Source organism: Bradyrhizobium sp. SZCCHNS3002 (assembly GCF_032377435.1).
GTDB lineage: Bacteria > Pseudomonadota > Alphaproteobacteria > Rhizobiales > Xanthobacteraceae > Bradyrhizobium.
On record NZ_JAUHHY010000007.1, the window covers coordinates 26,524 to 51,959 of the forward strand.

At 66.2% G+C, this 25,436-nt stretch carries 22 protein-coding genes; 17 read left to right on the forward strand and 5 right to left on the reverse strand.

Going from position 1 to position 25,436, the window contains the following annotated elements; genetic code table 11:
* Positions 1-9 precede the first annotated feature (9 nt).
* On the reverse strand, positions 10-462 hold the full coding sequence (locus QW845_RS16245) for a MarR family transcriptional regulator (RefSeq protein WP_315802583.1): 453 nt from the start codon (positions 460-462) through the stop codon (positions 10-12).
* A gap of 256 nt (positions 463-718) precedes the next feature.
* Between QW845_RS16245 and QW845_RS16250 the strand changes: the two genes are divergently transcribed.
* From QW845_RS16250 to ftsH, 12 genes are all read left to right on the forward strand, one after another.
* Positions 719-1,444: a TetR/AcrR family transcriptional regulator gene (locus QW845_RS16250; protein ID WP_315802584.1), complete on the forward strand. Its 726-nt coding sequence runs from the start codon at positions 719-721 to the stop codon at positions 1,442-1,444.
* Positions 1,445-1,573: 129 nt separating this feature from the next.
* Positions 1,574-2,062, forward strand: a complete 489-nt coding sequence (locus QW845_RS16255; RefSeq protein ID WP_315802585.1) for a DUF2852 domain-containing protein — start codon at positions 1,574-1,576, stop codon at positions 2,060-2,062.
* 455 nt (positions 2,063-2,517) lie between these two features.
* Entirely contained in the window at positions 2,518-3,201 is a 684-nt protein-coding gene (gene tolQ / locus QW845_RS16260; RefSeq protein WP_315717584.1) for a protein TolQ, read from the forward strand.
* A gap of 39 nt (positions 3,202-3,240) precedes the next feature.
* Positions 3,241-3,720 (forward strand): biopolymer transporter ExbD, encoded by a 480-nt coding sequence (locus tag QW845_RS16265; RefSeq protein ID WP_315802586.1) that lies wholly within the window; start codon positions 3,241-3,243, stop codon positions 3,718-3,720.
* Positions 3,717-4,751 carry a cell envelope integrity protein TolA gene (locus QW845_RS16270; protein WP_315802587.1) on the forward strand — a complete coding sequence of 345 codons (1,035 nt, stop codon included), beginning with the start codon at positions 3,717-3,719 and terminating at the stop codon, positions 4,749-4,751. Before QW845_RS16265 ends, QW845_RS16270 begins: the two co-directional genes overlap by 4 nt.
* A gap of 68 nt (positions 4,752-4,819) precedes the next feature.
* Positions 4,820-6,094, forward strand: coding sequence for a Tol-Pal system beta propeller repeat protein TolB (tolB, locus tag QW845_RS16275; RefSeq protein ID WP_315802857.1), 1,275 nt, complete (start codon positions 4,820-4,822; stop codon positions 6,092-6,094).
* 247 nt (positions 6,095-6,341) lie between these two features.
* Positions 6,342-8,681 (forward strand): putative bifunctional diguanylate cyclase/phosphodiesterase, encoded by a 2,340-nt coding sequence (locus QW845_RS16280; protein ID WP_315802588.1) that lies wholly within the window; start codon positions 6,342-6,344, stop codon positions 8,679-8,681.
* A gap of 352 nt (positions 8,682-9,033) precedes the next feature.
* A complete protein-coding gene (locus QW845_RS16285; protein WP_315802589.1) occupies positions 9,034-9,756 on the forward strand; it encodes an N-acyl amino acid synthase FeeM domain-containing protein in 723 nt (240 codons plus the stop codon).
* 279 nt (positions 9,757-10,035) lie between these two features.
* Positions 10,036-10,530 carry a peptidoglycan-associated lipoprotein Pal gene (gene pal / locus QW845_RS16290; RefSeq protein ID WP_172133860.1) on the forward strand — a complete coding sequence of 165 codons (495 nt, stop codon included), beginning with the start codon at positions 10,036-10,038 and terminating at the stop codon, positions 10,528-10,530.
* A gap of 202 nt (positions 10,531-10,732) precedes the next feature.
* Positions 10,733-11,788 carry a tol-pal system protein YbgF gene (gene ybgF, locus QW845_RS16295; RefSeq protein WP_315802590.1) on the forward strand — a complete coding sequence of 352 codons (1,056 nt, stop codon included), beginning with the start codon at positions 10,733-10,735 and terminating at the stop codon, positions 11,786-11,788.
* A gap of 62 nt (positions 11,789-11,850) precedes the next feature.
* Positions 11,851-12,924: a tRNA lysidine(34) synthetase TilS gene (gene tilS, locus QW845_RS16300; RefSeq protein WP_315802591.1), complete on the forward strand. Its 1,074-nt coding sequence runs from the start codon at positions 11,851-11,853 to the stop codon at positions 12,922-12,924.
* Positions 12,925-13,159: 235 nt separating this feature from the next.
* Positions 13,160-15,076: an ATP-dependent zinc metalloprotease FtsH gene (ftsH, locus tag QW845_RS16305; protein WP_315802592.1), complete on the forward strand. Its 1,917-nt coding sequence runs from the start codon at positions 13,160-13,162 to the stop codon at positions 15,074-15,076.
* 207 nt (positions 15,077-15,283) lie between these two features.
* Here the strand turns inward: ftsH and QW845_RS16310 are convergent, their stop codons facing one another.
* Positions 15,284-16,489 carry an alpha/beta hydrolase family protein gene (locus QW845_RS16310; RefSeq protein WP_315802593.1) on the reverse strand — a complete coding sequence of 402 codons (1,206 nt, stop codon included), beginning with the start codon at positions 16,487-16,489 and terminating at the stop codon, positions 15,284-15,286.
* Between the two features lie 179 nt (positions 16,490-16,668).
* Between QW845_RS16310 and QW845_RS16315 the strand changes: the two genes are divergently transcribed.
* From QW845_RS16315 to QW845_RS16325, 3 genes are all read left to right on the forward strand, one after another.
* The gene (locus tag QW845_RS16315; RefSeq protein WP_315802594.1) at positions 16,669-17,895 is read left to right on the forward strand and encodes a glycosyltransferase family 87 protein; all 1,227 of its coding nucleotides are present in this window, start codon (positions 16,669-16,671) and stop codon (positions 17,893-17,895) included.
* A gap of 157 nt (positions 17,896-18,052) precedes the next feature.
* The gene (locus QW845_RS16320; protein WP_315802595.1) at positions 18,053-18,727 is read left to right on the forward strand and encodes a helix-turn-helix domain-containing protein; all 675 of its coding nucleotides are present in this window, start codon (positions 18,053-18,055) and stop codon (positions 18,725-18,727) included.
* Positions 18,728-18,823: 96 nt separating this feature from the next.
* Positions 18,824-20,437, forward strand: a complete 1,614-nt coding sequence (locus QW845_RS16325) for a glycosyltransferase family 87 protein (protein WP_315802596.1) — start codon at positions 18,824-18,826, stop codon at positions 20,435-20,437.
* Positions 20,438-20,444: 7 nt separating this feature from the next.
* Here the strand turns inward: QW845_RS16325 and pyk are convergent, their stop codons facing one another.
* Both pyk and QW845_RS16335 read right to left on the reverse strand, forming a co-directional pair.
* Positions 20,445-21,881 carry a pyruvate kinase gene (gene pyk, locus QW845_RS16330; protein ID WP_315802597.1) on the reverse strand — a complete coding sequence of 479 codons (1,437 nt, stop codon included), beginning with the start codon at positions 21,879-21,881 and terminating at the stop codon, positions 20,445-20,447.
* Entirely contained in the window at positions 21,878-22,474 is a 597-nt protein-coding gene (locus tag QW845_RS16335; protein ID WP_315802598.1) for a DUF1036 domain-containing protein, read from the reverse strand. The genes pyk and QW845_RS16335 overlap by 4 nt, the downstream gene beginning before the upstream one ends.
* Before the next feature lie 200 nt (positions 22,475-22,674).
* Here QW845_RS16335 and QW845_RS16340 point away from each other — a divergent pair, with 200 nt between their 5' ends.
* Together QW845_RS16340 and QW845_RS16345 are read left to right on the forward strand one after the other, a co-directional pair.
* Positions 22,675-22,971: a DUF1244 domain-containing protein gene (locus tag QW845_RS16340; RefSeq protein WP_315802599.1), complete on the forward strand. Its 297-nt coding sequence runs from the start codon at positions 22,675-22,677 to the stop codon at positions 22,969-22,971.
* A 252-nt stretch (positions 22,972-23,223) separates the two neighbouring features.
* Positions 23,224-23,499 (forward strand): DUF2312 domain-containing protein, encoded by a 276-nt coding sequence (locus QW845_RS16345; protein ID WP_008961835.1) that lies wholly within the window; start codon positions 23,224-23,226, stop codon positions 23,497-23,499.
* A gap of 166 nt (positions 23,500-23,665) precedes the next feature.
* Here QW845_RS16345 and QW845_RS16350 read toward each other — a convergent pair whose 3' ends face one another.
* The gene (locus tag QW845_RS16350; protein ID WP_315802600.1) at positions 23,666-25,306 is read right to left on the reverse strand and encodes a DUF882 domain-containing protein; all 1,641 of its coding nucleotides are present in this window, start codon (positions 25,304-25,306) and stop codon (positions 23,666-23,668) included.
* Positions 25,307-25,436 lie beyond the last annotated feature (130 nt).

Consider the following 25,436-nt stretch of genomic DNA (forward strand, 5'->3'; position numbering starts at 1 on the left):
TGAGTGCGTTCAGTCCAACGGGATCGTCTTGAGGCCGCGTCGTTCGGCGAGCGCCTTCAGCAGGCGGTTGAGCGTGTGGTGCTCGCTTTTGCTGAGCACGCCGAAATAGGCTGCGTCGTTCGCATCGGCCAGCGCGGCAAGCACGGGCACCTTGAACCGTCCCTCGGCCGTCAAAGCGAGGCGGTGCCCGCGCTTGTCTTCCGGGTTCTCCGTTCGCGCGATCAGGCCTTTGCCCAGAAGCCGATCCGCAAGCTTGCTGACGGCCCCCCGGGTCAGGCCCATCCGCTGCGCCAGAACGGAGGGGGGCATCGGGCCTTGGTCGTAGAGCGCCCGCATGAACGACCATTCCGCAACCGTGACTCCCTCGGCCGCGACCTTCCGCGCGAATTCCTGCGACACCGCGTTCGACACCATCCGCATCCAGAAGCCGGTATGGTCAGTCAGGTCCGAGACGGGGGTCATGTGATCGCCATGTGGTTGACAAGGAAACTAAATGGATTTGGTGTCCTAGTCAACTATATTTGGGCAGGCTTGCGCGCTGCCGGAACGCCGGGGGCCGGCCGCAGGACTGCGGACAGCCGCAGGCGCCTGAGCAAGTTCATCGACGCCGCGGACCGGGACGGAAGCGCTCCGTCACTCTCGGCGGTGGTCGGCGACTGTTGGCACGTTCGAAAAGTCTCTGGCGTCTTTTCGTCCGGCTCATGTAAAAGCCCTTCACATGAGCTGGCGCAAGGAGCAGCGCCGCGCCGAGCGCGGCTATCATCACGGTAACCTCAAGGAGGCGCTGCTGCAGGCGGCGCTCGACCTGATCGCGCAGAAGGGGGCTGCCGGCTTCACCTTCGCCGACGCCGCCCGCATGGCCGGCGTCAGCCCGGCCGCGCCCTATCGTCACTTCCGCGACCGCGACGAGTTGCTGTCGAGCATCGCCCAGCGCGGCTTCGAGCAGTTCGAATCCCAGCTCTCTGCGGCGTGGGACGATGGCCGCCCCGATACCGTTACGGCGTTCGAGCGCGTCGGCAAGGCCTATCTCGCTTTCGCCCGCGCGGAGCCAGCGTTCTATTCGGCGATGTTCGAATCCGGTGTGCCGGCCGACTCCACGGCGGGCCTGCTGGCGGCCGGCGAGCGGGCGTTCGGCGTGATCCGCGCCGCGGCCGAGCGGCTGGCGGCGCTGGCGCCGCCTGGCGTGCCGCGGCCACCGGCGATGATGATGGCGCTGCACATCTGGTCGATGGCGCACGGCATCGCCTCGCTGTTCGCCCGTGGCGACGCCGCCCGGCGCAAGCTGCCGATGTCGCCCGAGGAGCTGCTGGAAGCCGAGGTGCTGATCTATCTGCGTGGGCTCGGCTTCCCCACCGATCGCCGGCCTGCCGGGTCCTCCGCCGCCGAGCCGCCGCCGCTGCCGGACGACGACAAGCCGGCCGGGCCCTGGGGCCGCCCGAAATAAGGTTCAAAGACGAGCGAGAAATAATTCGGGCGGCGCGTCAGGCGGTCGCCTTGACAAAATCCCGGGTTGGTCTAGCTATGTAAATGTTATTTACATTCACACGGCATGGCGCCGCGAATGGAGAGGGAGATGGCCTACACCGCAGATGTCAATCGTTGGCGCGGTTCGGAGGAGGAGCAGAGGTACCGGCCCCATATGATGGAGTCGCCCTGGCATCCCGGCTGGATCGCCGTGACCGTGCTCGGCTTCATCATCTGGTGGCCGATCGGACTTGCCCTTCTCTTTTTCACACTCGGGAGCAGAAAGATGGCGTGCTGGAACGGCGGTGATCGCTGGTCGAACAAGATGGAGCGGATGCAGTGGAAGATGGACCGCATGCGCGACAAGATGGAGCGCCGCGGCTTCGGCTTCGGGTTCTCGGCGCCGTCGTCGAGCGGCAACCGCGCCTTCGATGAATACCGCATGGAGACCCTGCGCCGGCTCGAGGAGGAGCAGCAGGAGTTCCGCGACTTCCTGACCCGGTTGCGCCACGCCAAGGACAAGGAAGAGTTCGACGCGTTCATGGCCCAGCACAAGCCGCGTCCGGCGACCCCGCCGAACGACCAGCCCTCGAGCTGATCGCCCCTCACCCTGACGCCGCAGGGCTTTCAGCCCCCGCCCTGACGGCACAAGACGCCCGCCTGCGGTTCCCGCCGGCGGGCGTTTTGCGTTTCCCGTTACCGTCCGGCTGCGGCGGCTGGCCGCTGCCGACGCCGGCCAAAATGGTCAAGCGGCTGATCACAAAGGCTCTATCTGGCTGGTCCGGCTGGACCTTTGACCTCCGCAATACTCCGCGGTAACCCCGCCTTAACCCCGGACGGGGTTTGGTTAAGGGGCGCTTACGCGCGCCAAGAGCCCTTGTTTTGACACGTTGGCAGAGGAAGCAGGCCGCTTATGGCTTCGGCGGGCCTCTTAAAGCGATCAGTTCAGGGTTTTCTCGCGCAGGCGCTTTCCGCCGCGACAGCATCCGGCATGGAACGGCGGCTGCATGGTCCCGGGCGTCCCGGGATGATTGGTTGAGAGGATACTTGCAGATGTCTGTCGATAGCGGCGGCCTGTCCCTGATCGATCTGTTCGGCAATGCCGGCTGGGTGGTCCGGATCATCATGCTCGGCCTGATCTCCTGCTCGATCTGGGTCTGGGCGATCGCGATCGACAAGATGTTCCTGTTTTCACGCACCCGCCGCTCGATGGACCGGTTCGAGCAAGCCTTCTGGTCCGGGGAATCGATCGAGGAGCTGTACCGGGTGCTGTCGGCGAAGCCGACGCAATCCATGGCGGCGTGCTTCGTGGCGGCGATGCGGGAGTGGAAGCGCTCGTTCGAGGGCCATGCGCGCTCCTTCGCCGGCCTGCAGATGCGCATCGAGAAGGTGATGAACGTCTCGATCGCGCGCGAGGTCGAGCGGCTGGAACGCCGTCTCCTGGTGCTCGCCACGGTCGGCTCCGCCGGCCCGTTCGTCGGCCTGTTCGGCACGGTCTGGGGCATCATGACCAGCTTCCAGGCGATCGCGGCCTCCAAGAACACCTCGCTGGCGGTGGTCGCCCCGGGCATCGCGGAGGCGCTGTTCGCCACCGCCATCGGCCTGATCGCGGCCATCCCGGCGACGATTTTCTACAACAAGTTCTCTTCGGAGGTGAACCGGCAGGCGCAGCGGCTGGAAGGCTTCGCAGATGAATTTTCCGCCATCTTGTCCCGTCAGATCGACGAGCGGGGATGAGGGCAGGTATAGTGGCATCCGGATCGTGAGTACCACAGCATGGGCATGAGCATGGGCAGCGCGTCCGGCGGCAGTGGTCGCCGCGGTCGGCGCAAGGCGGCCGTGATGGCGGAGATCAACGTCACGCCGATGGTCGACGTCATGCTGGTGCTGCTGATCATCTTCATGGTCGCAGCGCCGCTGCTCACCGTCAACATCCAGGTCGACCTGCCCCAGGCCCAAGGCGGCTCGGCCTCGACGGCCGACGCCAAGCCGCCGCTCGAGGTGACCGTGAAGAAGACCGGCGGCGGCTGCGCGTCCAAGGTCGACGTGTATCTCGGCGACTCGCCGATCGCGATCAACGAGCTCGGGCCGAAGATCAAGGCGATGAAGGATGCGGGCGCCGGCGGCGCCGACAACGTCGTCAAGATCCGCGGCGACCGTGACGCCTGCTACTCCGACATGATGAAGGTGCTGGGCCTGGCGCGCGACGCCGGCTATCGCGCCAGCATCGTCGTGCTGCCGGATCAGGGCTCATGACGTCGAAAGACCTCATCCGGTTCGTGCGCACGCGCAAGGGGACGGTGCTGTCCGTCGCCCTGCACGTGCTCGTGCTGTGCTGGGGTCTGTTCAGCTTCTCCGCGCGCTCGATGGTGGCGCCGCCGGAGGACCTGGTGCCGGTCGACGTGATCTCGGAGGACAACAGCTCGAAGGCCAAGGCCGGCGCCCTGACCGGCAAGAAGGAAGCCCAGAAGCTGCTGGCCGACAAGATCGGCGAGAAGAAGCCGACCGAGGACATCGTCGGCAAGGTCGATACCAAGCAGGTCACCGAGACCGATGCTGCGCCCGAGCCGCTGCCCAAGCCGGAGAAGCCGGTCGAGAAGAAGCCCGACCCGCCGAAGCCGGTCGAGAAGCAGCCTGATACGCCTAAGCCCGTCGCCGAGAAGAAGCCGGAGCCGCCGAAGCCCGCGCCGGCCGAGAAGCCGAAGCCGGAAGAGAAGAAGCCGGATCCGTTCAATCCGGACCAGATCGCCAGCATGCTCAACAAGGACAAGACGAAGCATCCGCCGAAGCCGCAGCAGGCCGCCGCCGCGCCGCCGGAGCCGCCCAAGCACAAGAGCGAGCGCAAGTTCGACGCCGAGAAGATGGCGAGCCTGATCAATCAGAAGGACCCGACGCGCCAGGCCGTGACGGGTTCGGAGCTGAATGCCAACGCCGCGCTCGGCGCTGTTCATGGCACGGCGGAGAGCAATGTCGCGAGCTGGCAGGCCGCCTTCCAGGAGGCGGTCACGCGCTGCTTCACGACGCCTTATAACGGCGTCGATGAAGACAAGATCGAAGTCGATATCGACATCCAACTCCGTCCCGACGGCTCGCTGGCCGCCGTCCCCTCGGTCGCGGGAACGCGAGGGCCGCCGCGGGTGAGCGCGGCGATGGCGGATAGCGCGAAGCGTGCGGTCGAGAACTGCGCGCCCTACGCGTTTCTGCCGAAGAACCGGTACAATGAGTGGAAGTTGATCCCGACGACATTCAATCTCAAAATGATGAATTCGATGCGAGGCCGAACTTGACGACACCTCCAACGCGCAAGACTGGATTCACCACGCGGCGCCAGGTTCTGCTGGCCGGAGGAGCCGCGATGGCGGCGTGGGGCGCGGGACCCGCCTTCGCTCAGCAGCGTCTGCAGATCAATCCCGGCGAGTTCAAGCCGATCCCGATCGCGATTCCGCCCTTCGTTCCCGGCGGTGCGGGCGATGCCGATGTCGGCAACGGCATCGCGCAGGTGATCACGAACAATCTGAAGCGCAGCGGCCTGTTCGCGCCGGTCGACCCGGCTGCGTTTCCCGAGCGCATCAGCAATTTCGAGGCGCCGCCGCAGTTCGCCAGCTGGAAGCCGCTCAACCTCACCGGGCTCGTGACCGGCCGCGCGACGCGGCAGCCGGACGGGCGCCTGAAGGCCGAGTTTCGGCTGTGGGACCCGAACTCAGGCCAGCAGCTCACCGGGCAGCAATATGTGACGGCGCCGGAGTATTGGCGGCGCATCGCCCATATCATCTCCGATCAGATCTACACGCAGATGACCGGCGAGAAGGGCTATTTCGACAGCCGCGTGGTGTTCGTCGACGAGAGCGGGCCGTCGGAGCGGCGCGTCAAGCGGCTGGCGCTGATGGATCAGGACGGCGCCAACGTCCGCTATCTGACCCGCGGCGCCGACCTCGTGCTGACGCCGCGATTCTCGCCGTCGAGCCAGGAAATCACCTACATGGAGTTCGGGCAGGGCGACCCGCGGGTCTATCTGTTCAACATCGAGACCGGCCAGCGCGAGATCGTCGGCAACTTCCCGGGCATGTCGTTCTCGCCGCGGTTCTCGCCGGACGGCCAGCGCATCATCCTCAGCCTGCAGCAGGGCGGCAACTCCAACCTGTTCGTGATGGACCTGCGCTCGCGCACGACGACGCGTCTCACCGACACGCCGGCGATCGACACCTCGCCGTGCTACTCGCCGGACGGCAGCCAGATCTGCTTCGAGAGCGATCGCGGCGGCAAGCCGCAGATCTATGTGATGGCCTCCAGTGGCGGCGCCGCGCAGCGCATCTCGTTCGGCGAGGGCAGCTACTCGACGCCGGTGTGGTCGCCGCGCGGCGACTACATCGCGTTCACCAAGCAGGGTGGCGGCCAGTTCGCGATCGGCATCATGAAGACGGATGGCTCGGGCGAGCGCATCCTCACCGCCGGCTTCCACAACGAAGGGCCGACCTTCTCGCCCAACGGCCGCGTGCTGATGTTCTTCCGTGACCCCGGCGGCACCGCCGGCCCGTCGCTGTATTCGATCGACGTCTCCGGCCGCTTCGAGCAGAAGGTGCCGACGCCGGGCTTCGCCTCGGATCCGGCCTGGTCGCCGCTGCTGTCGTGACGGCGAGCGAGCCTCTGGGCCCGCTCACGTCGTGGTGGACGCGATTTTTCGAGTCGCGCGATGCGTGTTCCCGTAAAATATGGAACCATTCGTTGCAGCAACCGGGTAGTGTTTGCCTAGTTGGCTGAATTTTCGAGCGAATCCGAGCACTTCGCGAGTGCGGAAACGCTCTGCTAACGATGTTCCCTCAGAAAGACTTCACCTGCGAACGGTAATGTTGCGCACCGAACAGGACGCGTGCGCACGAATGCAGCTTGCCACTCAGAACGGAGAAGACGATCGAAAGTTGTCGCCTGCGATCCAGGCGGCTCTCGTCGACTCCCTCTTCCAGGATCCCGGCCCGATGTTCGCCGGCGCACTCTGCGCCGCCGTCGCCGCCGTCATGACCGCGATCAAGAGCGGCGACGTCAATCTGTGGCCGTGTGCCGCGATGCTGATCATCGCAGGAGCGTTCCGCTCGCTCGACATGCGCTACTATCGGAGCCTGTGCGACGCCGGCCGCCTCACGCAGACGGCGGTCGAGCGCTGGGAGGTTCGCTATCAGATCGGCGCCATGATCTATGCGCTGGTGCTCGGCATTTGGTGCGTGGTCGCCCTGGTCGACAACAGCGACCCGGTGGTGCACCTGATCGCGATCACGGTGACGCTCTGCTACATGTCGGCGGGCGCAGGCCGGACCTACGGGCGGCCCTGGATCTTCCACGTCCAGATCCTGCTCGCCTGCGGACCGCTCGCAGTGGCTCTCGCGATCCACGGCAGCCCTTATTACCTGGGCATGGCGGCGTTCTGCGTCCTGTTCTTCGTATCGCTGAAGCACATCTCGACCAACCTGCAACGGATCTTCGTCCAGGCCTTTGTGGCGCGCGAAAGCGAGGCTGCACTGGCCAAGCAGTTCGATACGGCCCTGAACAACATGCCGCACGGCCTGTGCATGTTCCGCTCCGACGGGCGTCTGGCCGTGATGAACCATCGCTTCGGCCAGATGATGAACCTGCCGGATGACATCCTGCAGCGTGGCGGCAAGGCGGCCGACATCATCAACGCCTGCGTGATCGCAGGCTCGATCTCCGCTTCGAGCGGCCGGCTGATCCTGGCCGAGATCGAGCACACCAAGACCCATAATGTCATCACGAGCGATCCCGACGTCGCGCGCGACCGGTCGCTGTCCTGGACCTTCCAGCCGATGGCCGACGGCGGCGCCGTGGTCCTGCTCGAGGACATCACCGAGCGGCGGCATGCCGAGGCGCGCATCTCGCATCTGGCGCGCTACGACGAGCTCACGACCTTGCCGAACCGCGTCAGCTTCCGCGACGAGATCGAACGGCTGCTCAGGATTCCGCAGCGGCACGGCGAACTGTCCGCGCTGCTGTTCGTCGATCTCGACCGCTTCAAGCAGGTCAACGACACGCTCGGCCACCCCTGCGGCGATCAACTGCTCTGCGCGGTCTCCGAGCGGCTGCGCGACATGCTGCGTCCGGAAGATTTCGTTGCGCGCTTCGGCGGCGACGAGTTCGTGGTGTTCCAGCGCAACATCCGCTCCAACGACGACGCCGCGATGCTGGCGCGCCGGATCGTCGACCAGCTCAGCGAGCGCTACAAGATCGACAATCACCTGGTCGAGATCGGCGCCAGCGTCGGCATCGCGATGACCGCGCCGGGGATCAGCGCCGACACCCTGCTGAAGAATGCCGACATGGCGCTGTACCGCGCCAAGGCGGAGGGACGTGGCACCTTCTGCTTCTTCCGCGACGAGCTCGCCCAGACGGTGGAAGCACGCCGCATCCTCGAGCTCGACCTGCGCAAGGCGCTGGCGAACGAGGAGTTCGAGCTGTTCTACCAGCCGCTGGTCAACCTGAAGTCCGGCAAGATCTCCACCTGCGAGGCGCTGCTGCGCTGGAACCACCCGGTGCGCGGCACGGTCTCGCCGGTCGACATCATTCCCGTCGCCGAGGACATGGGCCTGATCGTCGATCTCGGCCGCTGGATCCTGCGCAAGGCCTGCCTGGAATGCATGAAATGGCCGGATGCGGTCAGCGTCGCCGTCAACTTCTCGCCGCAGCAGTTCCATCAGCGCGATGTGCTCAGTGAGGTCCGCTACGCGCTGGAAGTGTCCGGGCTGCCGCCGCATCGGCTCGAGATCGAGATCACCGAATCCTCGCTGTTGCGCAACACCCAGCTCACCCACGATGTGCTGTCGCAGCTGCACATGCTCGGGGTCCGCATTTCGCTCGACGATTTCGGCACCGGCTATTCCAGCCTCAGCTATTTGCACAACTTCCCGTTGGAGAAGGTCAAGATCGATCGCTCTTTCCTCGAAGGCATCGACAGCGATCGGCCGCTGACTCTGTTGCGCGGTGTCGCAAGATTGTCCGCCGATCTCGGCATGTCGGTGGTGGTGGAGGGCATCGAGACCAACGAGCAGCTCGAACTGGTCAGCGCCGACGGCACGGTCACCGAAGCGCAGGGCTATCTGTTCAGCCGGCCCGTCCCCGCAATCCGCATCCGGCAGCTCCTGAATGCATCGCATGGGCGCCGTTCGAGCGACGGGGCGATCGCGGCCGCCGGCGGGACACGTTCGATCGCTTGATCGCTCGACCTCCGCCTTGATGCGGAGGTGCCGCGAAGATCGACCAGGGGAGGCGAGCCCTGTGCGCTGCATCCCGCCGGTCCGAGCATGGCTCGTATGTGAATGGCGATGTGACAACCCCACGTCGCATCATTCGGAAACATTGCACGTGTATGCCAAGCGAATCCGTTTCGATTTGACACGCAAGTGATCCGAAGCAATCCGTCCAGCACTGCATCCAATCCCGTAAGTCACGGTTAAGTCTCCGGGATTCTACGTGCCGTTAACTTTGTACCGCCGAAAGCTTTGCGTCGGCATTAACCCGCTGTTAAGCTCATACTGCTCGTAGGAGTTGTGTGAAAAGGGGTTGCGGATGAAGTCGGCGGCTAGAGTGAGTGCCGTTGCTGAACAGAAGTCGGATGTGCTGGAGAACGTGGATTATCGACTGGCGCTGACTGCTGAGGACAAGGACGAGATCTATCGGCTGCGCTACCGCGCCTATCTGCGTGAAGGCGCCATCCTGCCGTCGCCCAGCGAACGCGTCAGCGACGAATATGATGATCTTCCCAACAGCTTCATCTTCGGCGTCTACGTCAATGGCGAGCTCTACAGCTCGATCCGCATCAGCGTGCTGAACTCGCAATGGCGCCGATCGCTGTCCTCGGACATGTTCGCCGACCTGCTGCATCCCGAGCTCGATCGCGGCAAGGTCATCATCGACCCGACACGGTTCGTCGCCGACCATGAGAAGGCGCGGCTGTTTCCGGCGCTTCCCTATGTGACCGTCCGGCTCGGCTACGTCGCCTGTGCCCATTTCAACGCGGATATCGGTCTCGCCAACGTGCGCCCGGAACATCGCGCCTTCTACAAGAAAGTGTTCCTGCAGGAACCATGGGGCGAGCCGCGGCTCTACTCCGGCCTCACCAAGCCGGTCGGCCTGGTGGCGGCGCACTATCCGTCGATCCGCGATCGCGTGTTCCAGCGCTTTCCGTTCATGCGATCCAGCGCGTTCGAACGGCGGATGCTGTTCGATCGTCCCGCGCCGGACGCCTTCACTGATTCGTTCAGGATTCAGGCGGTCGCGAAGGCCGGCTGATCATCGGCCGATATCGGGGCCGGTTCGGCCGTCCGGCCGGTTCACACCGTGGCGCTGATGCAAAAATCAGCGAAAAAGCGCCCTGCTGCAGGCGCTGAGCGGCTTGCCTTCACCCTGGCGCCACATTTACAACCCATTAACCATCGCGGTCGCTTTTCGGGTTTCGTTAGCATTTGACGGGGTTCGGCAAGACCCCATCAAGGTTGACGGAACGTTCGCTTAACCATCGCCCTGTAGACCGGATGGCAGTCTAAGAACGTGAGCGTGGAGGCTCCGGGAATGAAATATCAGATGCGTATCCTCCAGGGATTGAAGTTGGCCGCCGTGCTGGCCGTGGCGCTGTCGATGGGCGCCTGCGCCAACAAGAATCTCACCGGGGCCGACGGGGCGATGGCCAGCGCTGCGACTCCAGGCAGCCAGCAGGACTTCGTCGTGAATGTCGGCGATCGCGTCTTCTTCGAGAGCGATCAGACCGATCTCACGCCGCAGGCGATCGCGACCCTGGAGAAGCAGGCTCAGTGGCTGCAGAGCTATCCGCGCTACTCCTTCACGATCGAGGGCCATGCCGACGAGCGCGGCACCCGCGAGTACAACATCGCGCTGGGCGCGCGGCGCGCGCAGTCGGTCCGCAACTTCCTGGCGTCGCGCGGCATCGACCAGGGCCGCATGCGCACCATCTCCTACGGCAAGGAGCGGCCGGTGGCGGTCTGTAACGACATCTCGTGCTGGTCGCAGAACCGCCGTGCGGTGACGGTCCTGAACGCCAGTTCATAAAGCTGAACGAATCCGTTGCTGATGAAGCCGGCGTCGCCCATCGACGCCGGCTTCGTCGTTTCTGGTCGGCGGGTCTCGTCCGGACTTGGTCTTGTCTTCGCTTGAACGTCATTTGTATCTATCGCATTTCTGCTTTACAGCCTCGCTCACAGGCCTGTTTTCAATGTCTCGCCGATCCGGTCGTCAGGGCAGCATGTCATTCATGTTTCTTCCACGGAGCGCCGCCGCGATCCTCGCCGCGCTCGTCATTTTCTCGTGCCAGGCAGTTTCGTCGCGGGCGCTCGCCCAGACCGATGACGATGATCCCGAGATCCGGATTCAGCGGCTCGAAAATCAGCTCCGGCAACTGACCGGTCAGAACGAGGAGCTGCAATATCGCAATCGCCAGCTCGAGGAGCGGCTGCGGCAGTTGCAGAGCGCTGCACCCGGCGGTGCGCCCGCGGCGCAGACCAACGCGGCTGCTCCCGCGCCGGCCAATCCCGCTTACGGCCAGCCCCCTCAGGCGGCCAACGGCCAGCAGCCCTATGGCCAGCAGCCGTACGGCCAGCCGCAACAGGCCTATCCGCAGCAGCAGCCGATCTACGCGCAGCCGCCCGCCGTCGGTGCGCCGGTGCAAATCGTCCAGGAGCCCGCGGCCCCCGGTCGGGGCCGCCGCGGCGATGCGTTCGACCCGATCCAGAATCCGACCGCTCCAGGCGCCCCGCAGGCGCTCGGCGGCGGCCAGTTGCCGATCCAGCCGGGTGGCGGCCAGCCCGCTGGCCGTCCCGTCGGCGATCCCGCGGCTCTCGCCAACACCGCGGGCGGGCGCTATCCCCAGGGCGCGCCGCCGGCCGCCGCGCCGGGGGCGGGCGGACTGGAGACCGCGCCGCCGCGGCAGACGCCGCGCGACGAATACGACCTCGGCATCGGCTACATGCAGCGCCGCGACTACGCGCTGGCCGAGCAGACGATGCGCAACTTCACCCAGAAATATCCGAACGATCCGATGGTCGGCGACGCGCAATACTGGCTCGGCGAGAGCTTCTACCAGCGTCAGCAATATCGCGATGCGGCCGAGGTCTTCCTCGCCGTGACGACGAAATACGAGAAGTCGGGCAAGGCGGCGGATGCGCTGCTCCGGCTCGGCCAGTCGCTGGCCGCGCTGAAAGAGAAGGAGGCGGCCTGCGCCGCGTTCGGCGAAGTGACGCGCAAATATCCGCGCGCCTCGGCGGGCGTGAAGGCGACCGTCGATCGCGAGCAGAAGCGGGTGAAGTGCTGAGCGCCTGCGGGCGAGGGGAGGCCTCTCGCCTATAACCGGCGGGGCGGATAGGCTGCGGCGCCATGTCGAAGGCCTGTTCCGAAGCCGATCTTGCGATCTCCGCCGCCGAAGCCGAGCGCCTGTTCGCGCCGCTTTCGGCCGCGCCCGCACTGGTGCTCGCCGTATCGGGCGGTCCCGATTCGATGGCTCTGATGTGGCTCGCGGCGCGGTGGCGTGCGGGGCTCGCACAGGGACCGCACCTTGTGGCCGTGACGGTCGACCATGCGCTGCGGCGCGACTCCGCCCGTGAAGCCCGCATGGTGAAGGAGATCGCGCGCCGGCTCGCAATTCCGCACCGGACCCTTCGCTGGACCGACGCGAAGCCGGACACCGGGATTCCCGAAGCGGCGCGGCTGGCAAGATACCGCCTGCTGGCGCGCGCGGCGCGGCAGGCGCGTGCCGGACACGTCGTCACCGCCCACACCCGTGACGATCAGGCCGAGACGGTGCTCATGCGGCTGTTGCGCGGCAGCGGCATCGCGGGGCTCGCGGCGATGGCACCGCTCAGCGAGCGTGACGGGCTGTTGCTGGCGCGGCCCCTGCTGAACGTTGCCAAAGTCCGGCTGGTAGCGACGCTGCGCTCGGCCGGAATCCCGTTCGCAGATGACCCGACCAATCAAGATCCCGCCTTCACCCGGCCGCGGCTGCGCGCTCTGATGCCGGCCCTGGCCGCGGAGGGCGGCGATGCCCGGACGCTGGCGACGCTGGCCGACCGGCTCGGACGGGCCAACGCCGCGATCGAATTGATGGTGGATGGCGCCGAACGCTATCTCGCACTGCGCGCGGCCGGGAGCAGGCCGGTCGGCGGGGGTCACGGCGAGAGCTTCGAGGCGCGCGCCTTTGTCGCGCTTCCAGCCGAAATCAGGCTGAGGCTGCTGATCCGCGCGATCAATCGCATTGGAACCGAAGGTCCCGTGGAACTCGGCAAGGCTGAGTCGCTGCTGGCGCGGCTGGACCGGACTCTTGCGGGGATCGCAGATGGTGGTACGTCTGCTCCGGGCAGGCTAAAACAGACCCTGGCTGGTGCACTGGTAAGCATGACGAGAGAGACGATCCGCATCACGCCCGCGCCGCCGCGGCGCTCGCGCGGGATTTGAAGCGGTTCACCGCCTTCGCGGACGCTTAACCACCTGCCTTGGCGACGCTTTCCCGCGCCATTTTTTGAGCGGGAATCGGGCTAGGATGCGATAAATAGTCCTTTCTAGTTCCCTTGGCATTGCCGTGAGTGGTACCTAGATTACGAGACGGTCGACCGGGGGATTCCCTCGTGGCTACCCAGGGATGAGTCCGAGGACTAACGGCCGCGATCCGCGCGACCACGAAGGAAAATCGATGAACGCCAATCTGCGCAATTTCGCCCTTTGGGTCATTATTGTCCTGTTGCTGTTGGCGCTGTTCACACTCTTCCAGAACCCGGGGCAACGCGCGTCGTCGACCGACATCAACTTCTCGCAGTTGTTGACCGAGGTCGATCAGGGCAATGTGCGCGACGTCGTGATCCAGGGGCCGGAGATTCACGGCACCTTCAAGAACGGCTCGTCGTTCCAGACCTACGCGCCGAGCGATCCGAACCTCGTGAAGCGGCTGTACGACGCCAAGGTCAACATCCAGGCCAAGCCGCCCGGCGACAACGTGCCGTGGTTCGTGTCGCTGCTGGTCTCCTGGCTGCCCTTCATTGCGCTGATCGGCGTCTGGATCTTCCTCTCCAGGCAGATGCAGGGCGGCGCCGGCAAGGCGATGGGCTTCGGCAAGTCGCGCGCCAAGATGCTGACCGAGGCGCATGGCCGGGTGACGTTCGAGGACGTCGCCGGCGTCGACGAGGCCAAGCAGGACCTGCAGGAGATCGTCGAATTCCTGCGCGATCCCGGCAAATTCCAGCGGCTCGGCGGCCGCATCCCGCGCGGCGTGCTGCTGGTCGGCCCTCCGGGCACCGGCAAGACGCTGATCGCGCGCGCCGTGGCCGGCGAAGCCAACGTGCCGTTCTTCACCATTTCGGGTTCTGACTTCGTCGAGATGTTCGTCGGCGTCGGCGCCAGCCGCGTCCGCGACATGTTCGAGCAGGCCAAGAAGAACGCGCCCTGCATCATCTTCATCGACGAGATCGACGCCGTCGGCCGCCATCGTGGCGCCGGTCTCGGCGGCGGCAATGACGAGCGCGAGCAGACCCTCAACCAGCTGCTGGTCGAGATGGACGGCTTCGAGGCCAATGAGGGCGTGATCCTGATCGCCGCCACCAACCGTCCCGACGTGCTCGATCCGGCGCTGATGCGTCCCGGCCGCTTCGACCGCCAGGTCGTGGTCTCGAACCCCGACATCATCGGCCGCGAGCAGATCCTGAAGGTTCATGTCCGCAAGGTGCCGCTGGCGCCGGACGTCAACCTCAAGACCATCGCCCGCGGCACGCCCGGCTTCTCCGGCGCCGACCTGATGAACCTCGTCAACGAGGCCGCCCTGACCGCCGCCCGCCGCAACAAGCGGATGGTCACGCAGTCCGAGTTCGAGGAAGCCAAGGACAAGGTGCTGATGGGCGCCGAGCGCCGCTCGATGGTCATGACCGAGGAAGAGAAGATGCTGACCGCCTATCACGAGGCGGGCCATGCGATCGTTGGCCTCAACGTCCCGAGCCACGACCCGATCCACAAGGCGACCATCATTCCGCGCGGCCGCGCGCTCGGCATGGTGCAGTCGCTGCCCGAGGCCGACCGCCACTCGCACACCCGCGAATGGTGCGTCTCCAAGCTCGCGATGATGTTCGGCGGCCGCGAGGCCGAGGTGCAGAAGTTCGGTCCGGAGAAGGTGACCAACGGCGCCACCGGCGACATCCAGCAGGCCACCAACCTCGCGCGAGCGATGGTGATGGAATGGGGCATGTCCGACAAGCTCGGCCGCGTCCGCTACCAGAGCAATGAGCAGGAGGTGTTCCTGGGCCATTCGGTGGCGCGCTCGACCAACATCTCCGACGATACCGCCCGCCTGATCGACTCGGAAATTCGCGGCCTGATCGAGGCCGGCGAGCAGGAGGCGCGCCGTATCATCACCGAGAAGCGTGACGATTGGGAAGCGATCGCCCAGGCCCTGCTGGAATACGAGACGCTGACCGGCGAGGAGATTCTCGACCTGCTCAAGGGCAAGAAGCCGAACCGCGAATCGGCGATCGAGCCGTCGACGCCGCGCGCGTCGGCCGTACCGCCGGCCGGCAAGCCGCGGCCGCGACCCGATCCGGGCCTGGAGCCGCAACCCCAGGCGTGAGCTGATAGACGCGACAGGCTTCCGGCGGTCAGCCCGTCTGATCCGGAAGGTTAAGAGAAACGAAAGGCCCGGCTCGCAGCCGGGCCTTTTGTTTGTTTGGAGATCTGTGCCGGCGGTGGTCCGAACCGCGGGTGATGAGCGTGTCAGCTCTTGCCAAGTCCGTGGTCGACGGGGTGCCGCGGACCGCATCCAGCGGCGCCGCGCGCCTTACGGCTTGTCGAACCAGGCCTTCCACTGCGGGACGGCGGTGGCGAACGTGCCGCGATGGCTTGTCGGTCCCGTCGACACCGCCTCGACCTTGCTGTTGCCGGCCCCGATCGCCTGCTGGTAGGTCATCGCCAGCCGGCCCAGACCGGTCGAGATCGCCTCGTCGGTCTCGCCGTAATAGTTGCGCACCGGCGTCCTGATGATCCAGCGATAGGCCTGCGTCTGCGCGACCAGGCGGCCGTAGGCCGACGCCGCGAAATACTCCGCATCGAAATAGTCGGGCTTGAGCAGCTTGTGCAGATCGGTCGGGACGTCGGCGACGTTGAAGGGCTCGCGCTCATAGGCCTTGCGCGCGACATCGTAGTAGCTGTCGCTGATCACCGAGCGCGCCAGCCCCGGCACCGCATAGTAGTTCTCGAACGCGAACGCCGACAGGATGAACAGCGAATTGACCCAGGCGGCGTCGTTCTTGCGCGGGAAGCTGAGGAAGCCGTTGAGCGCCACGGACACGTCGACAGGAGCGCTCGCGGTCGCCGCCGCCGTCACCGGCACGCCGGCGCTTTCGAGCTTCTCGAGAAAGGCCATGGTCACGAAGCCGCCTTGCGACCAGCCGGCGATGTCGAGCCTGGCGCTCGTCAACTTCATCTGTTCGAGCACGGCGCGGCTTGCCCGCAGCATGTCGTAAGTGGCCTGCTGATGGCTGGCCTTCACCATGTAGCCTTCTGGCTCGGTCGAGATGCCCATTCCGAAATAGTCGGCGCCGATCAGCAGATAACCTTGTCCTGCGAACTGCGCGATCATCAGCTGGGTCTCGGGCGACTGCTCCGGAAACGACGGCACCTCCTGCTTCCCGTACACCGTGCCGTGCTGATAGGACACCATCGGCAGGCTGGTCTCGCCGGTCTCGGGCACCGCGAGCAGGCCGCTCGCCGTGATCGGCTTGTTGCCGCGCTCGGGGACGACAGACGCATAGGTGACGCGATAGAGCCTGACGGCGTTGCGGGCCGGGGTGTAGGTCACGGAAACGCCCGCGAATTTCGGCGTGTCGGCGGCAAGGATGGTGTTCAGCCGGCCGACGTCCCAGCGGGCCAGATATTCGTAGCTGACGTCGGAGGAGACGCGGACGGGAGCCTTGTCCTGGGCACGGCTTGCGGTCGGCCAGATGGCGCAGACGAGCACCGCGATGAGAGCGCGATAAACCAACATGGGATCTCCCCGGCCTGCCGCCGTCGGTTGCATTCGGACCCCTGCGATACAGATCGCGAGTAAACAATCGGTGCGGCGCCGGCAGCCGCGCTGCCGTCGTCCGCGCTTAAGCCTTCTTCAAGCGTCCCCGCCTATGTCTCGATGAGGAGCGCCCATGCAGGCGCGGGGGCGAGGTCCAGATGGCTGACAATCCTGATGCCGCCGCGATCCCATCGCAGCGTCGTGACGTTCCGCTTGGCCTGTTCGCAGTCTGCTTTGCGCTCGCCTGCATCAACGCCTCGTTCTTCCCGGCCGGACTGTGGTCCGGCACCTGGATCTGGGACCAGGCGGGTCTCGGCATTCCCACCGACTTCGTCAACGTGTGGGCGGCCGGCAAGCTCGCGCTGCAGGGACATCCGGCGCTGGCCTGGGACTGGGACGTGCAGCGCCAGGTCGAGCTCGATCTGCTGCGGCAGGATTTCCCGGGCTACTTTGCCTGGCACTATCCGCCGCCGTTCCTGTTCGTCGCGGCGTTCCTGGCGCAGTTTCCCTACACGCTCGCCTTCGTCGGCTGGGTCTATGCCAGCTTCGTTCCCTATGCGCTCGCGATGCGCGCGATCGTCGGCCGCGGCTTCGGCCTGCTGCTGGCAGCCGGCTTTCCGGCCCTGTTCTCCAACGCGCTGGTCGGGCAGAACGGATGCCTCACCGCCGCGCTGGTCGGCGGCACGCTCTATCTGCTGCCGGTGCGGCCGGTGCTGGCGGGGATCTGTCTCGGGCTGCTGACCTACAAGCCGCAATATGGCCTGCTCTTCCCGATCGTGCTGATCGCCACCCAGCGCTGGGCCGCGTTCATGTCGGCGAGCGTCACCGCCGTTGTGCTGGCGCTGCTGTCATTGCTCGCCTTCGGACTGGAGAGCTGGCAGGCCTTCTTCCATTGGCTGCCGATGTTCTCGCAGGCGTTCCTGACCGAGGGCAAGGCGACCTGGTGGAAGCTGCAGAGCCTGTTTTCGCTGGTCCGCTATTTCGGCGGCTCGGAAGCGCTCGGCTGGACCTTCCAATGGGTCCTGACCGCAACCGTCGCAGTCGTGCTGGTGACGCTGTGGCGCAGCCCGGTACGTTACGCGCTGAAGGCGGCGGCGCTTGCCGTCGGGCTGCTGCTGACGACGCCGTATCTGTTCATGTACGACATGATGGTTCAGGCCGTCGCCGTGGCCTGGCTGGTGCGGATCGGCCTCGCCGAGGGCTTTCGCCGCTACGAGCTGCCCGCGCTCGGCGGCATCGCGGCGCTTCAGATCACGTTCATGCTGTCCGGGATTCCGCTCGGGCTCGCCGCTAACCTGATCATGGCCGGCCTGGTGCTGGCGCGCGCCGGCTCGTGGTGGCGTCGGCAGCCGGCGCCCGCCGACATGGCGCTCGCGAGCACCTGACTCGCTGATCGGGGCCGGGTAGGGTCATGATTTCCCTTGTCTTCCTTCGTGAACAGGTGTTCAGTTCTTACTACCTTTTGTGAGGTCGATCCTCCAAAAACACTGAACCAGCGTTCGCCGGGTGCCCTGGACGAGCGCGTCCGGGACGAGAAACGCCATGGTCTATCGGCGAACCCATCAGGTCGTGAAGCGGCTGGCGGCCCGCCGCAGCGCGATTTTGGCTGCCGCACGTGAGACCGCCGCCGAAGGCGGCATGTCGGCCGTCCAGATCGCCCCGGTGGCGGTCCGGGCCAATGTCGCAGCCGGCACCGTCTATCGCTACTTTCCCTCGAAGGCCGATCTGATCTCGGAGCTGATCGCGGAAGTCTCGCGTGACGAGCTCGCCGCCGTCCGGCGCGCCGCCGACGCCGCGCCCGGTCCATCCTCGGCCCTGGCTGCCGCGGTATCCACGGTCGCAGTGCACGTCCTGTCGCAGCGCAAGCTCGCCTGGGGCATCCTGGCCGAGCCCGTCGACGTCGACGTGACGGCGTCACGGATCGCGAGCCGCCGCGAGATCGTCGGCGAGATCGCCTCGCGGATCGACGCGGCCGTCCGTGCCGGCCACCTTCCGGCGCAGGACACCCAGTTGGCCGCGACCGCGCTGCTCGGCGCGCTGCATGAGGCGCTGGTGGGGCCGCTGGCGACGGAGAATCCCGACGACCCCGCCAAACTGCGCGACACCGTTCAGGCGGTCACCCTGCTGGCGCTGCGCGCGGTCGGCGTCATGGATGCGCGTGCGCGCGGTCTCGTCGTGCAGGCCGTGCTGCCGGTCAGGAGCCTGGTCGGCGCGTAGTCCGCGCTTAAGCAAGGATTCACCCGGCGCGGCGATGGTGAGGCTGGCGTGCCGCGAGAGGCCGCCGTTGCCTCACTCCAGGTGCCTCCTCGGACGATGTCGATTGCACGCAACCCTCTGGCGACGCGCCTCGTCATCGCCGGATCGGCCGCCGCCGGCGCCGTCTATGCGTATCTGGCCGGCGAGGATATCAACTGGGACTGGCAGAACTATCACGACTATGCCGGTTTCGCGCTGCTGCATGGCCGCTTCGATGTCGATGTGGCGCCCGGCGGCTTTCAGAGCTTCCTCAATCCGCTGATCTATGTGTTGCCCTATGCCGTCCGCCACGGGCTCGACGCGCCGTGGTGGGGCGTCGCGCTGGGCGCGCTGCACGGCCTCAATCTCGCGCTGGTCTACTGGGTCGCGCGCGTGTTGCTCGGGCGCCTGGCGGACGCGTTCACGCTCAGCGCGGCGATCCTCATCGCGGCCCTCAGTCCGATGGCGCTGTCCGAGGTCGGTACCAGCTTCGCCGACATTCTCACGACCCTTCCGATCCTTGCCGGCATCGCGCTGATCTTCGGGGAGCACGATGAGCGTGGCCGCCGTTTCGTCGCCGCTGGCCTGCTGATCGGCGCGGCCACGGGATTGAAGCTCACCAATGCGACGTTTCTGGTCGGAGCCGGCGTGTCACTGCTGTTGGTGGCGCGGCCGTGGCGCGCGATCGCCGCGTTCGGAGCGGGCAGTGCGGCCGGCGTGATCGTGACTGCGGGGCCGTGGGCGCTGAAGATGACGCGCGACTACGGCAGCCCGCTGTTTCCGTTCTACAACACGATCTTCCGGTCGCCCGAAGCGCCGCTCGCCTCGATCGTCGATACGCGCTTCATGCCGCAGAGCCTGCTCGATGCGCTCGCCTATCCGTTCTACTGGGTGATCGGCAAGCATCCCTCGTCGGAATGGCCGTTTCGCGATCCGCGCTTCGCCGTCGTCATCGTGCTGCTCGTCGCGCTGATCGTCACCGGCCTGTGGCAGCGGCGCGAGGTGCTGCCGCTGCGCGAGCGGCGGCTCCTGATCTTCTTCTGGCTCAGCTACGTCCTGTGGATGCTGGCCTTCTCGATCCAGCGCTATCTGATGCCGCTCGAGCTGTTGTCGGCGCCGCTGATCGTCCTGCTGCTCATCCGCCTGATTGAGTCCTGGCAGGCGGGCTCTGGCTTGGACGTGTCACCGCCGCGGCGGATGACGCAGGCCGTCGCGGTGATGGCCGCGCTCGGCATCGCGCTGGCATCGCAGCCGACCGACTGGATGCGGCGGCCGTGGTCGGATCCCTACCGGCCGCAGCTCGCGGCCAGCCTGCAGCGTCCGGCGACGTTCCTGCTGCTGCAGAAGCCGCTCGGCTACGTCACGTCGTTCCTGCCCCAGGGCTCGCGCGTCTATCAGTTGTCGGAGCTCGTCGTGCCGATCGTGCCCGGCGGCGTGCTCGATCGCCGCGTTCGCAACGGCCTGGCCGATCCGTTGCCGGGCGGCGTCTGGGCGCTGTATTTCTCCAACAGCCCGGAGGACAACCCGCCGCGGCTCGCGGCGCTCGCGGACTACAACCTTGAGATCGATTCATCGCGCGGCTGTGAGCGCATTCCCGGCGCCGCCGGCATTGCGATCGAGGCGTGTCCGGTGATTGCGCGGGTCAAGGCGCCGTCAACGGCCGGACTGGGATCGATCGAAACGACCCAATAGGCTCGTCTCAGATATGGGCGTCGCTCGACGGCCCGACATAGGCGATCCGCACCATGTTCGTGGTGCCGGGTGTGCCGAGCGGCACGCCGGCGACGATGATGACGCGCTGCCCGGCGCGGACGAAGCCGTCGCGGAAGGCGATCGAGCCGGCGCGCTCGACCATGTCGTCCTGGTCGCGCGCGTCCTCGGCCACCACGCAGTGCACGCCCCACACGACCGACAAGCGGCGCCCGGTCGCCAGGTTGGGGGTGATCGCGACCACCGGCGGCTTCGGCCGCTCGCGCGCGACGCGGATGGCGGTGGAACCTGACGAGGTCCAGCAGATGATGGTGGGCAGATCGAGATTCTCCGCAATCTGCCGCGCGGCTTCGGCGATGGCGTCGCCTGCGGTCGATTCGGGCTCGGGCCGCTGCGCCGCGATCACGGAGCGGTAGACCACGTCGCGCTCGACCTCCTCGCCGATGCGGTTCATGGTCGACACCGCCTCGACCGGATATTTGCCGGCGGCCGACTCGGCCGACAACATGATGGCGTCGGCGCCTTCATAGACCGCGGTGGCGACGTCGGAGACCTCGGCGCGGGTCGGCACCGGCGACTGGATCATCGATTCCAGCATCTGCGTCGCCACCACCACCGGCTTGCCGGCGCGGCGCGCCAGCCGCGTCATCTGCTTCTGCAGTCCGGGCACACGCTCCAGCGGCAGCTCGACGCCGAGATCGCCGCGCGCCACCATCAAGGCATCGGAGACGTCGACGATGTCGTTGAGCCGGTCGATCGCCTGCGGCTTCTCGATCTTGGACATCACCGCGGCGCGGCCGCGGATGATCTTCTTGGCTTCCAGCACGTCGTCGGCGCGCTGCACGAAGGACAGCGCGATCCAGTCGATGCCGATGTTCAAGGCGGCATCGAGGTCGGCGCGGTCCTTCGGCGTCATCGCCGAGACCGGCAGGTCGGTGTCCGGCAGGCTCACGCCCTTGCGGTCGGACATCCTGCCGCCGATCACGACCCGGGTGACGGCGCGGGTCGGCGAGGTCTCCTCGGCGATCAGCCGCACCTTGCCGTCATCCAGCAGCAGCGCATGTCCGGGCTGCAGGGCGGCCAGGATTTCCGGATGCGGCAGGTGGACCCGCGTCGCATCGCCCGGCGTCTTGTCGGAATCGAGCACGAAGCTCTGGCCATTGTTGAGCTGAACCGGGCCCTCGGCGAAGGTGCCGAGCCTGAGCTTCGGGCCCTGGAGATCGACCAGAATGCCGATCGGGCGGCCGTAGCTCGCCTCGACGCTGCGGATCGTGGCCACCAGCTCCCGCAACTTGTCGTGCGGGGTGTGGCTCATGTTGATCCGGAAAATGTCCGCCCCGGCCTCGAACAGCTTGCGAATCATCGCGCTGTCCGAGGAGGCGGGACCGAGCGTGGCGAGGATCTTGATGCGTCGCAGCCGCCTCATGGCTTGGGTGCTTGCCCTGGCGGCAGGGCCGGCGCGGCCGCCGGCGGCGTGCCCTGCGGCCCATTCGGCAGACCGGGGACGTTGCCTCCGGGTCCAAGCGTGCCGGGAATTCCAGGCACGCGCTGCTGCGCCGGCTGCTCGTTGGCCTCGGTGAGCTGTACCGTCCAGGCGCGCTGGTCGCCGGTGTCGACTTCGAAGAAGCCGGTGCGGTCGAAGCCGCGGGCCAGGCAATTGTCGGTGCCCTTGATCGTGAATTCCTTGTCACGCGAGCACATGAAGGCCTGTCCCGACCATTCGCCGCCGCGGTCATAGTCCAGCGCATAGATGTAATAATAGCGCGCCACCAGCGTGCCCTTGAGCAGCGTCTCGCAGCTGCGTGACGACACGTTCCACCAGCCTTCGGTGGTCCAGCCTTCGGAGTCCTTGTAGCCGAGGGCGATCCCGACCCGGCTTGAGGTGTTGTTGCAGAGCCGAAAATCGGCGGCCGCAGGGGAGGACCACAGACAGAGCGCGGCCAGCCCAAGCAGCGAAAGCAGTCCGTAACCGGGGCGGAAGGGATTGCGATGCAGGAGAGAGGAGATTTTCGGGATCATTGCGCGACGCTATATCAACCGTTGAACGATGTCGCTGGGCTTGGCTGCGGCTGTCAACGCCATGACGATCTCGTGCGAAGCCGCTGCGATCGAGCGCCTCGCTCCTCCTGACGGTGCTGCGATATGGCCAAATCCGCGACGAAGCCTCATTATATAGCAGACATCCGTCACGGCGCGGAACAGGGAACAAAGAGATGACGATGGACAGCACCACCCGGACCGAGCTCGAAGCCGCCGCCTTTCGCCGGCTTGTCGAGCATCTGCGGACGAGAACCGACGTTCAGAACATCGATCTGATGAATCTGGCAGGCTTCTGCCGCAACTGTCTCTCCAACTGGCTGAAGGACGCCGCCGACGCCGAGGGAGCGCCAATGACCAGGGACGAGAGCCGCGAGGCGGTCTATGGCATGCCCTACGAGGAATGGAAGGCGAAACACCAGCGTGAGGCCAGCGCCGAGCAGCGCGAAGCCTTCAAGAAGTCGCATCCGGGCCACTGATCAGACGCGCAGGAGCCGCACTGTCCGGCGCGGCAATGTGCGAATCGGGTGCTGCGCGGGATGGCGACGAAACACAAGTGGCGCGAGCTGCTTGCGCAGGCTTGACGCTGCGCAGGCCAACAAGGTGTGGGCGCTCTGTGGATGAGGTCGATGCCGCCTTGACGCAGGGCACGCCAGATTTGAGGGTCGCGGCGAACACGTAGCGCCCTTTGGCGCCTTCCTTGGACACAGAGTTCCACTCAGGAGTATCAGATGGCCACCTCCGCCGCCGCGAAGGACGACGACTCGCCCGCGACCCGCTTTGCCGTAGACCAGCTCAAGTCGATCATCGAGCGGATCGAGCGTCTCGAGGAGGAGAAGAAGGCGATCTCCGAAGACATCAAGGACGTCTACGCCGAGAGCAAGGGCAATGGCTTCGACGTCAAGGCGCTGCGCACGATCATCCGGCTGCGCAAGCAGGACCCGAACGAGCGCCAGGAAGAGGAAAGCATCCTCGAGACCTATATGCAGGCGCTCGGAATGATCTGAGCAGCAGGCCTCGCTCACCTGCAGGAGATCTCCGCTGCCCCTGACGGGGCATTCGCTTTCTCCCGATCCGGCTCGGCTTGCCGGCGGCATGCGCATGTTGCGGCGATCGACGCCGCACTCCAAACCCGCCGATGCTGAGGAGAACGACTAGCAGGCCGCCGCGGCGTCAGCGCAAGGCTGCCGCGCGCATGGCGAAGGATTTGGTTTCGAGCTTGATGATCGCCGGCCCCGTGAACTGGTCGTAGCTCAGTCCCGGCGTCGGCTCGGCGGCGAAGCTCATCGCCAGCGCGACCTGCGGCTTGACGAAATAGCTGCGCATCACGGTGAGGTCCACGTCGCCCATTTTCGTCACGGACATCGAGGATGAAGCGCTCGGCGTCAGCATGATGGCCCGCATCCAGGTCGAATCGGGACCCTTGGCCGCCGAGATCCGCGTCGCCATCGTGATGGCGCCGTCCTGACCTTGCCCATTCTTCGCGGCCTCCGGCACCGGCGCGACGCTGCGGGTCGCCGGGCGGGCATTTCGCACCGGGATGACGGTCGTGGAGGCGGCATTGGCGCGATCGAGCGGAGAGGAGGCCGGGGGCGCGAAGGCCATGGCCTGCATCAGGCTCGCGGTCTGCTGCTGATCGATCGACGACAGCGCACGGCGCGCCGTGATCGCGGCAACCTGCTCGGGGGTGGCCTGCTTCGGCGTGCCGGGATTGTCACCCCAGAAGCCGCGCGAATTGATGATGTCGGCGACGCTCTGCGGCGCGCCGTCCCTGGATCTGCTGCCGACGGCGCCCGTCGTTTCGGACTTCGTCTCCGGCTTGGTCGCCACGGGCTGAGCTGCAGATTGCGCATCCGCGGAGGCCAACTGCAGGGCGTTGACGATCTTGCCACGCGCGGTGGCGGCTTTGCTGTCCACCGATCGCTCGGCGGTCCGGCTGTCCTTGTCGGAGTTCTTGTCAGCCGGCTTGGCGGCGAGTGCCGCGGTTTGAACCGGCTTGGCGTCGGCCTTGCTCTCGCTCTCGCCCGACTCCTCGTCATCCTCGCTCGGACGACCGCGGAACAGCCGTGCAAACAGGTTGGGGCTGGACGACGTGTCATCGCCATTGCCGCGCTTCTCGATCTCGGCCTTGGCCAGCTCATAGCCCTTGAGCGGAACGCCGTTGCTCGGCACGTGAACGGTCTTGCCGTCGGGGAACACGCGGGCGAGCTGCTCGGCGGTCATGCGCGGCCAGTGGCGGATGTTGCCGGTGTCGAGATGGACGAAGGGCGAGCCGGAGGTCGGGTAGAAGCCGACGCCGCCGCGCTGCAGGCGCAGGCCGGCAAAGCGGATCTGCTCCAGCGGCACGCCAGGGATGTAGAAGTCCATCGCATGGCCGAGCATGTGCTGGCTGTGGCGGGCCACCCCGGAATGCGCCGAGCGCCGGCGCAGCATCGAGTTGGTGGCGGGCGACCGGTACGACGAGATGATCTGGATCGGCTGCTTGGCGTCGACGTCGCGATAGACTTCCCAGAGGATGTCGAACAGGCGGCGGTCCATGACCGTCTCGTCCTGGGTACGCCAGTCGCGCAGGAAATGGTTGAGCTTCTTCAGCGCGTCTTCGTCGTAGCGGCCTTCGCGCTTGAAGGTGACCGTGAGATCTTCGCCGGAATGGGTATGGTGGAAGGAGAGAGTCTTGGTCTCGTTCAGTGCAGCGGCGTCATGCACCGAGCCGGCGCCCAGCACCAGGAGCAGTGCCGCCAGTCCGTATTGGCATCCAGCCTTCCAGCCCGCTCTCGTGAGCGAAACAGATTGGCGCGCGAAAACAGACAGCAAGATGCAGCCCACCCCGTCGACGAGCGTTTACTCGAATACCCTCTTGCGGCCCGTCCGGCGGAAGAGAGAGGAAACGCTTACCTAAGGCGGGATGGTTAAGGGATACTCACCGACCCGCCCCCCAATTACC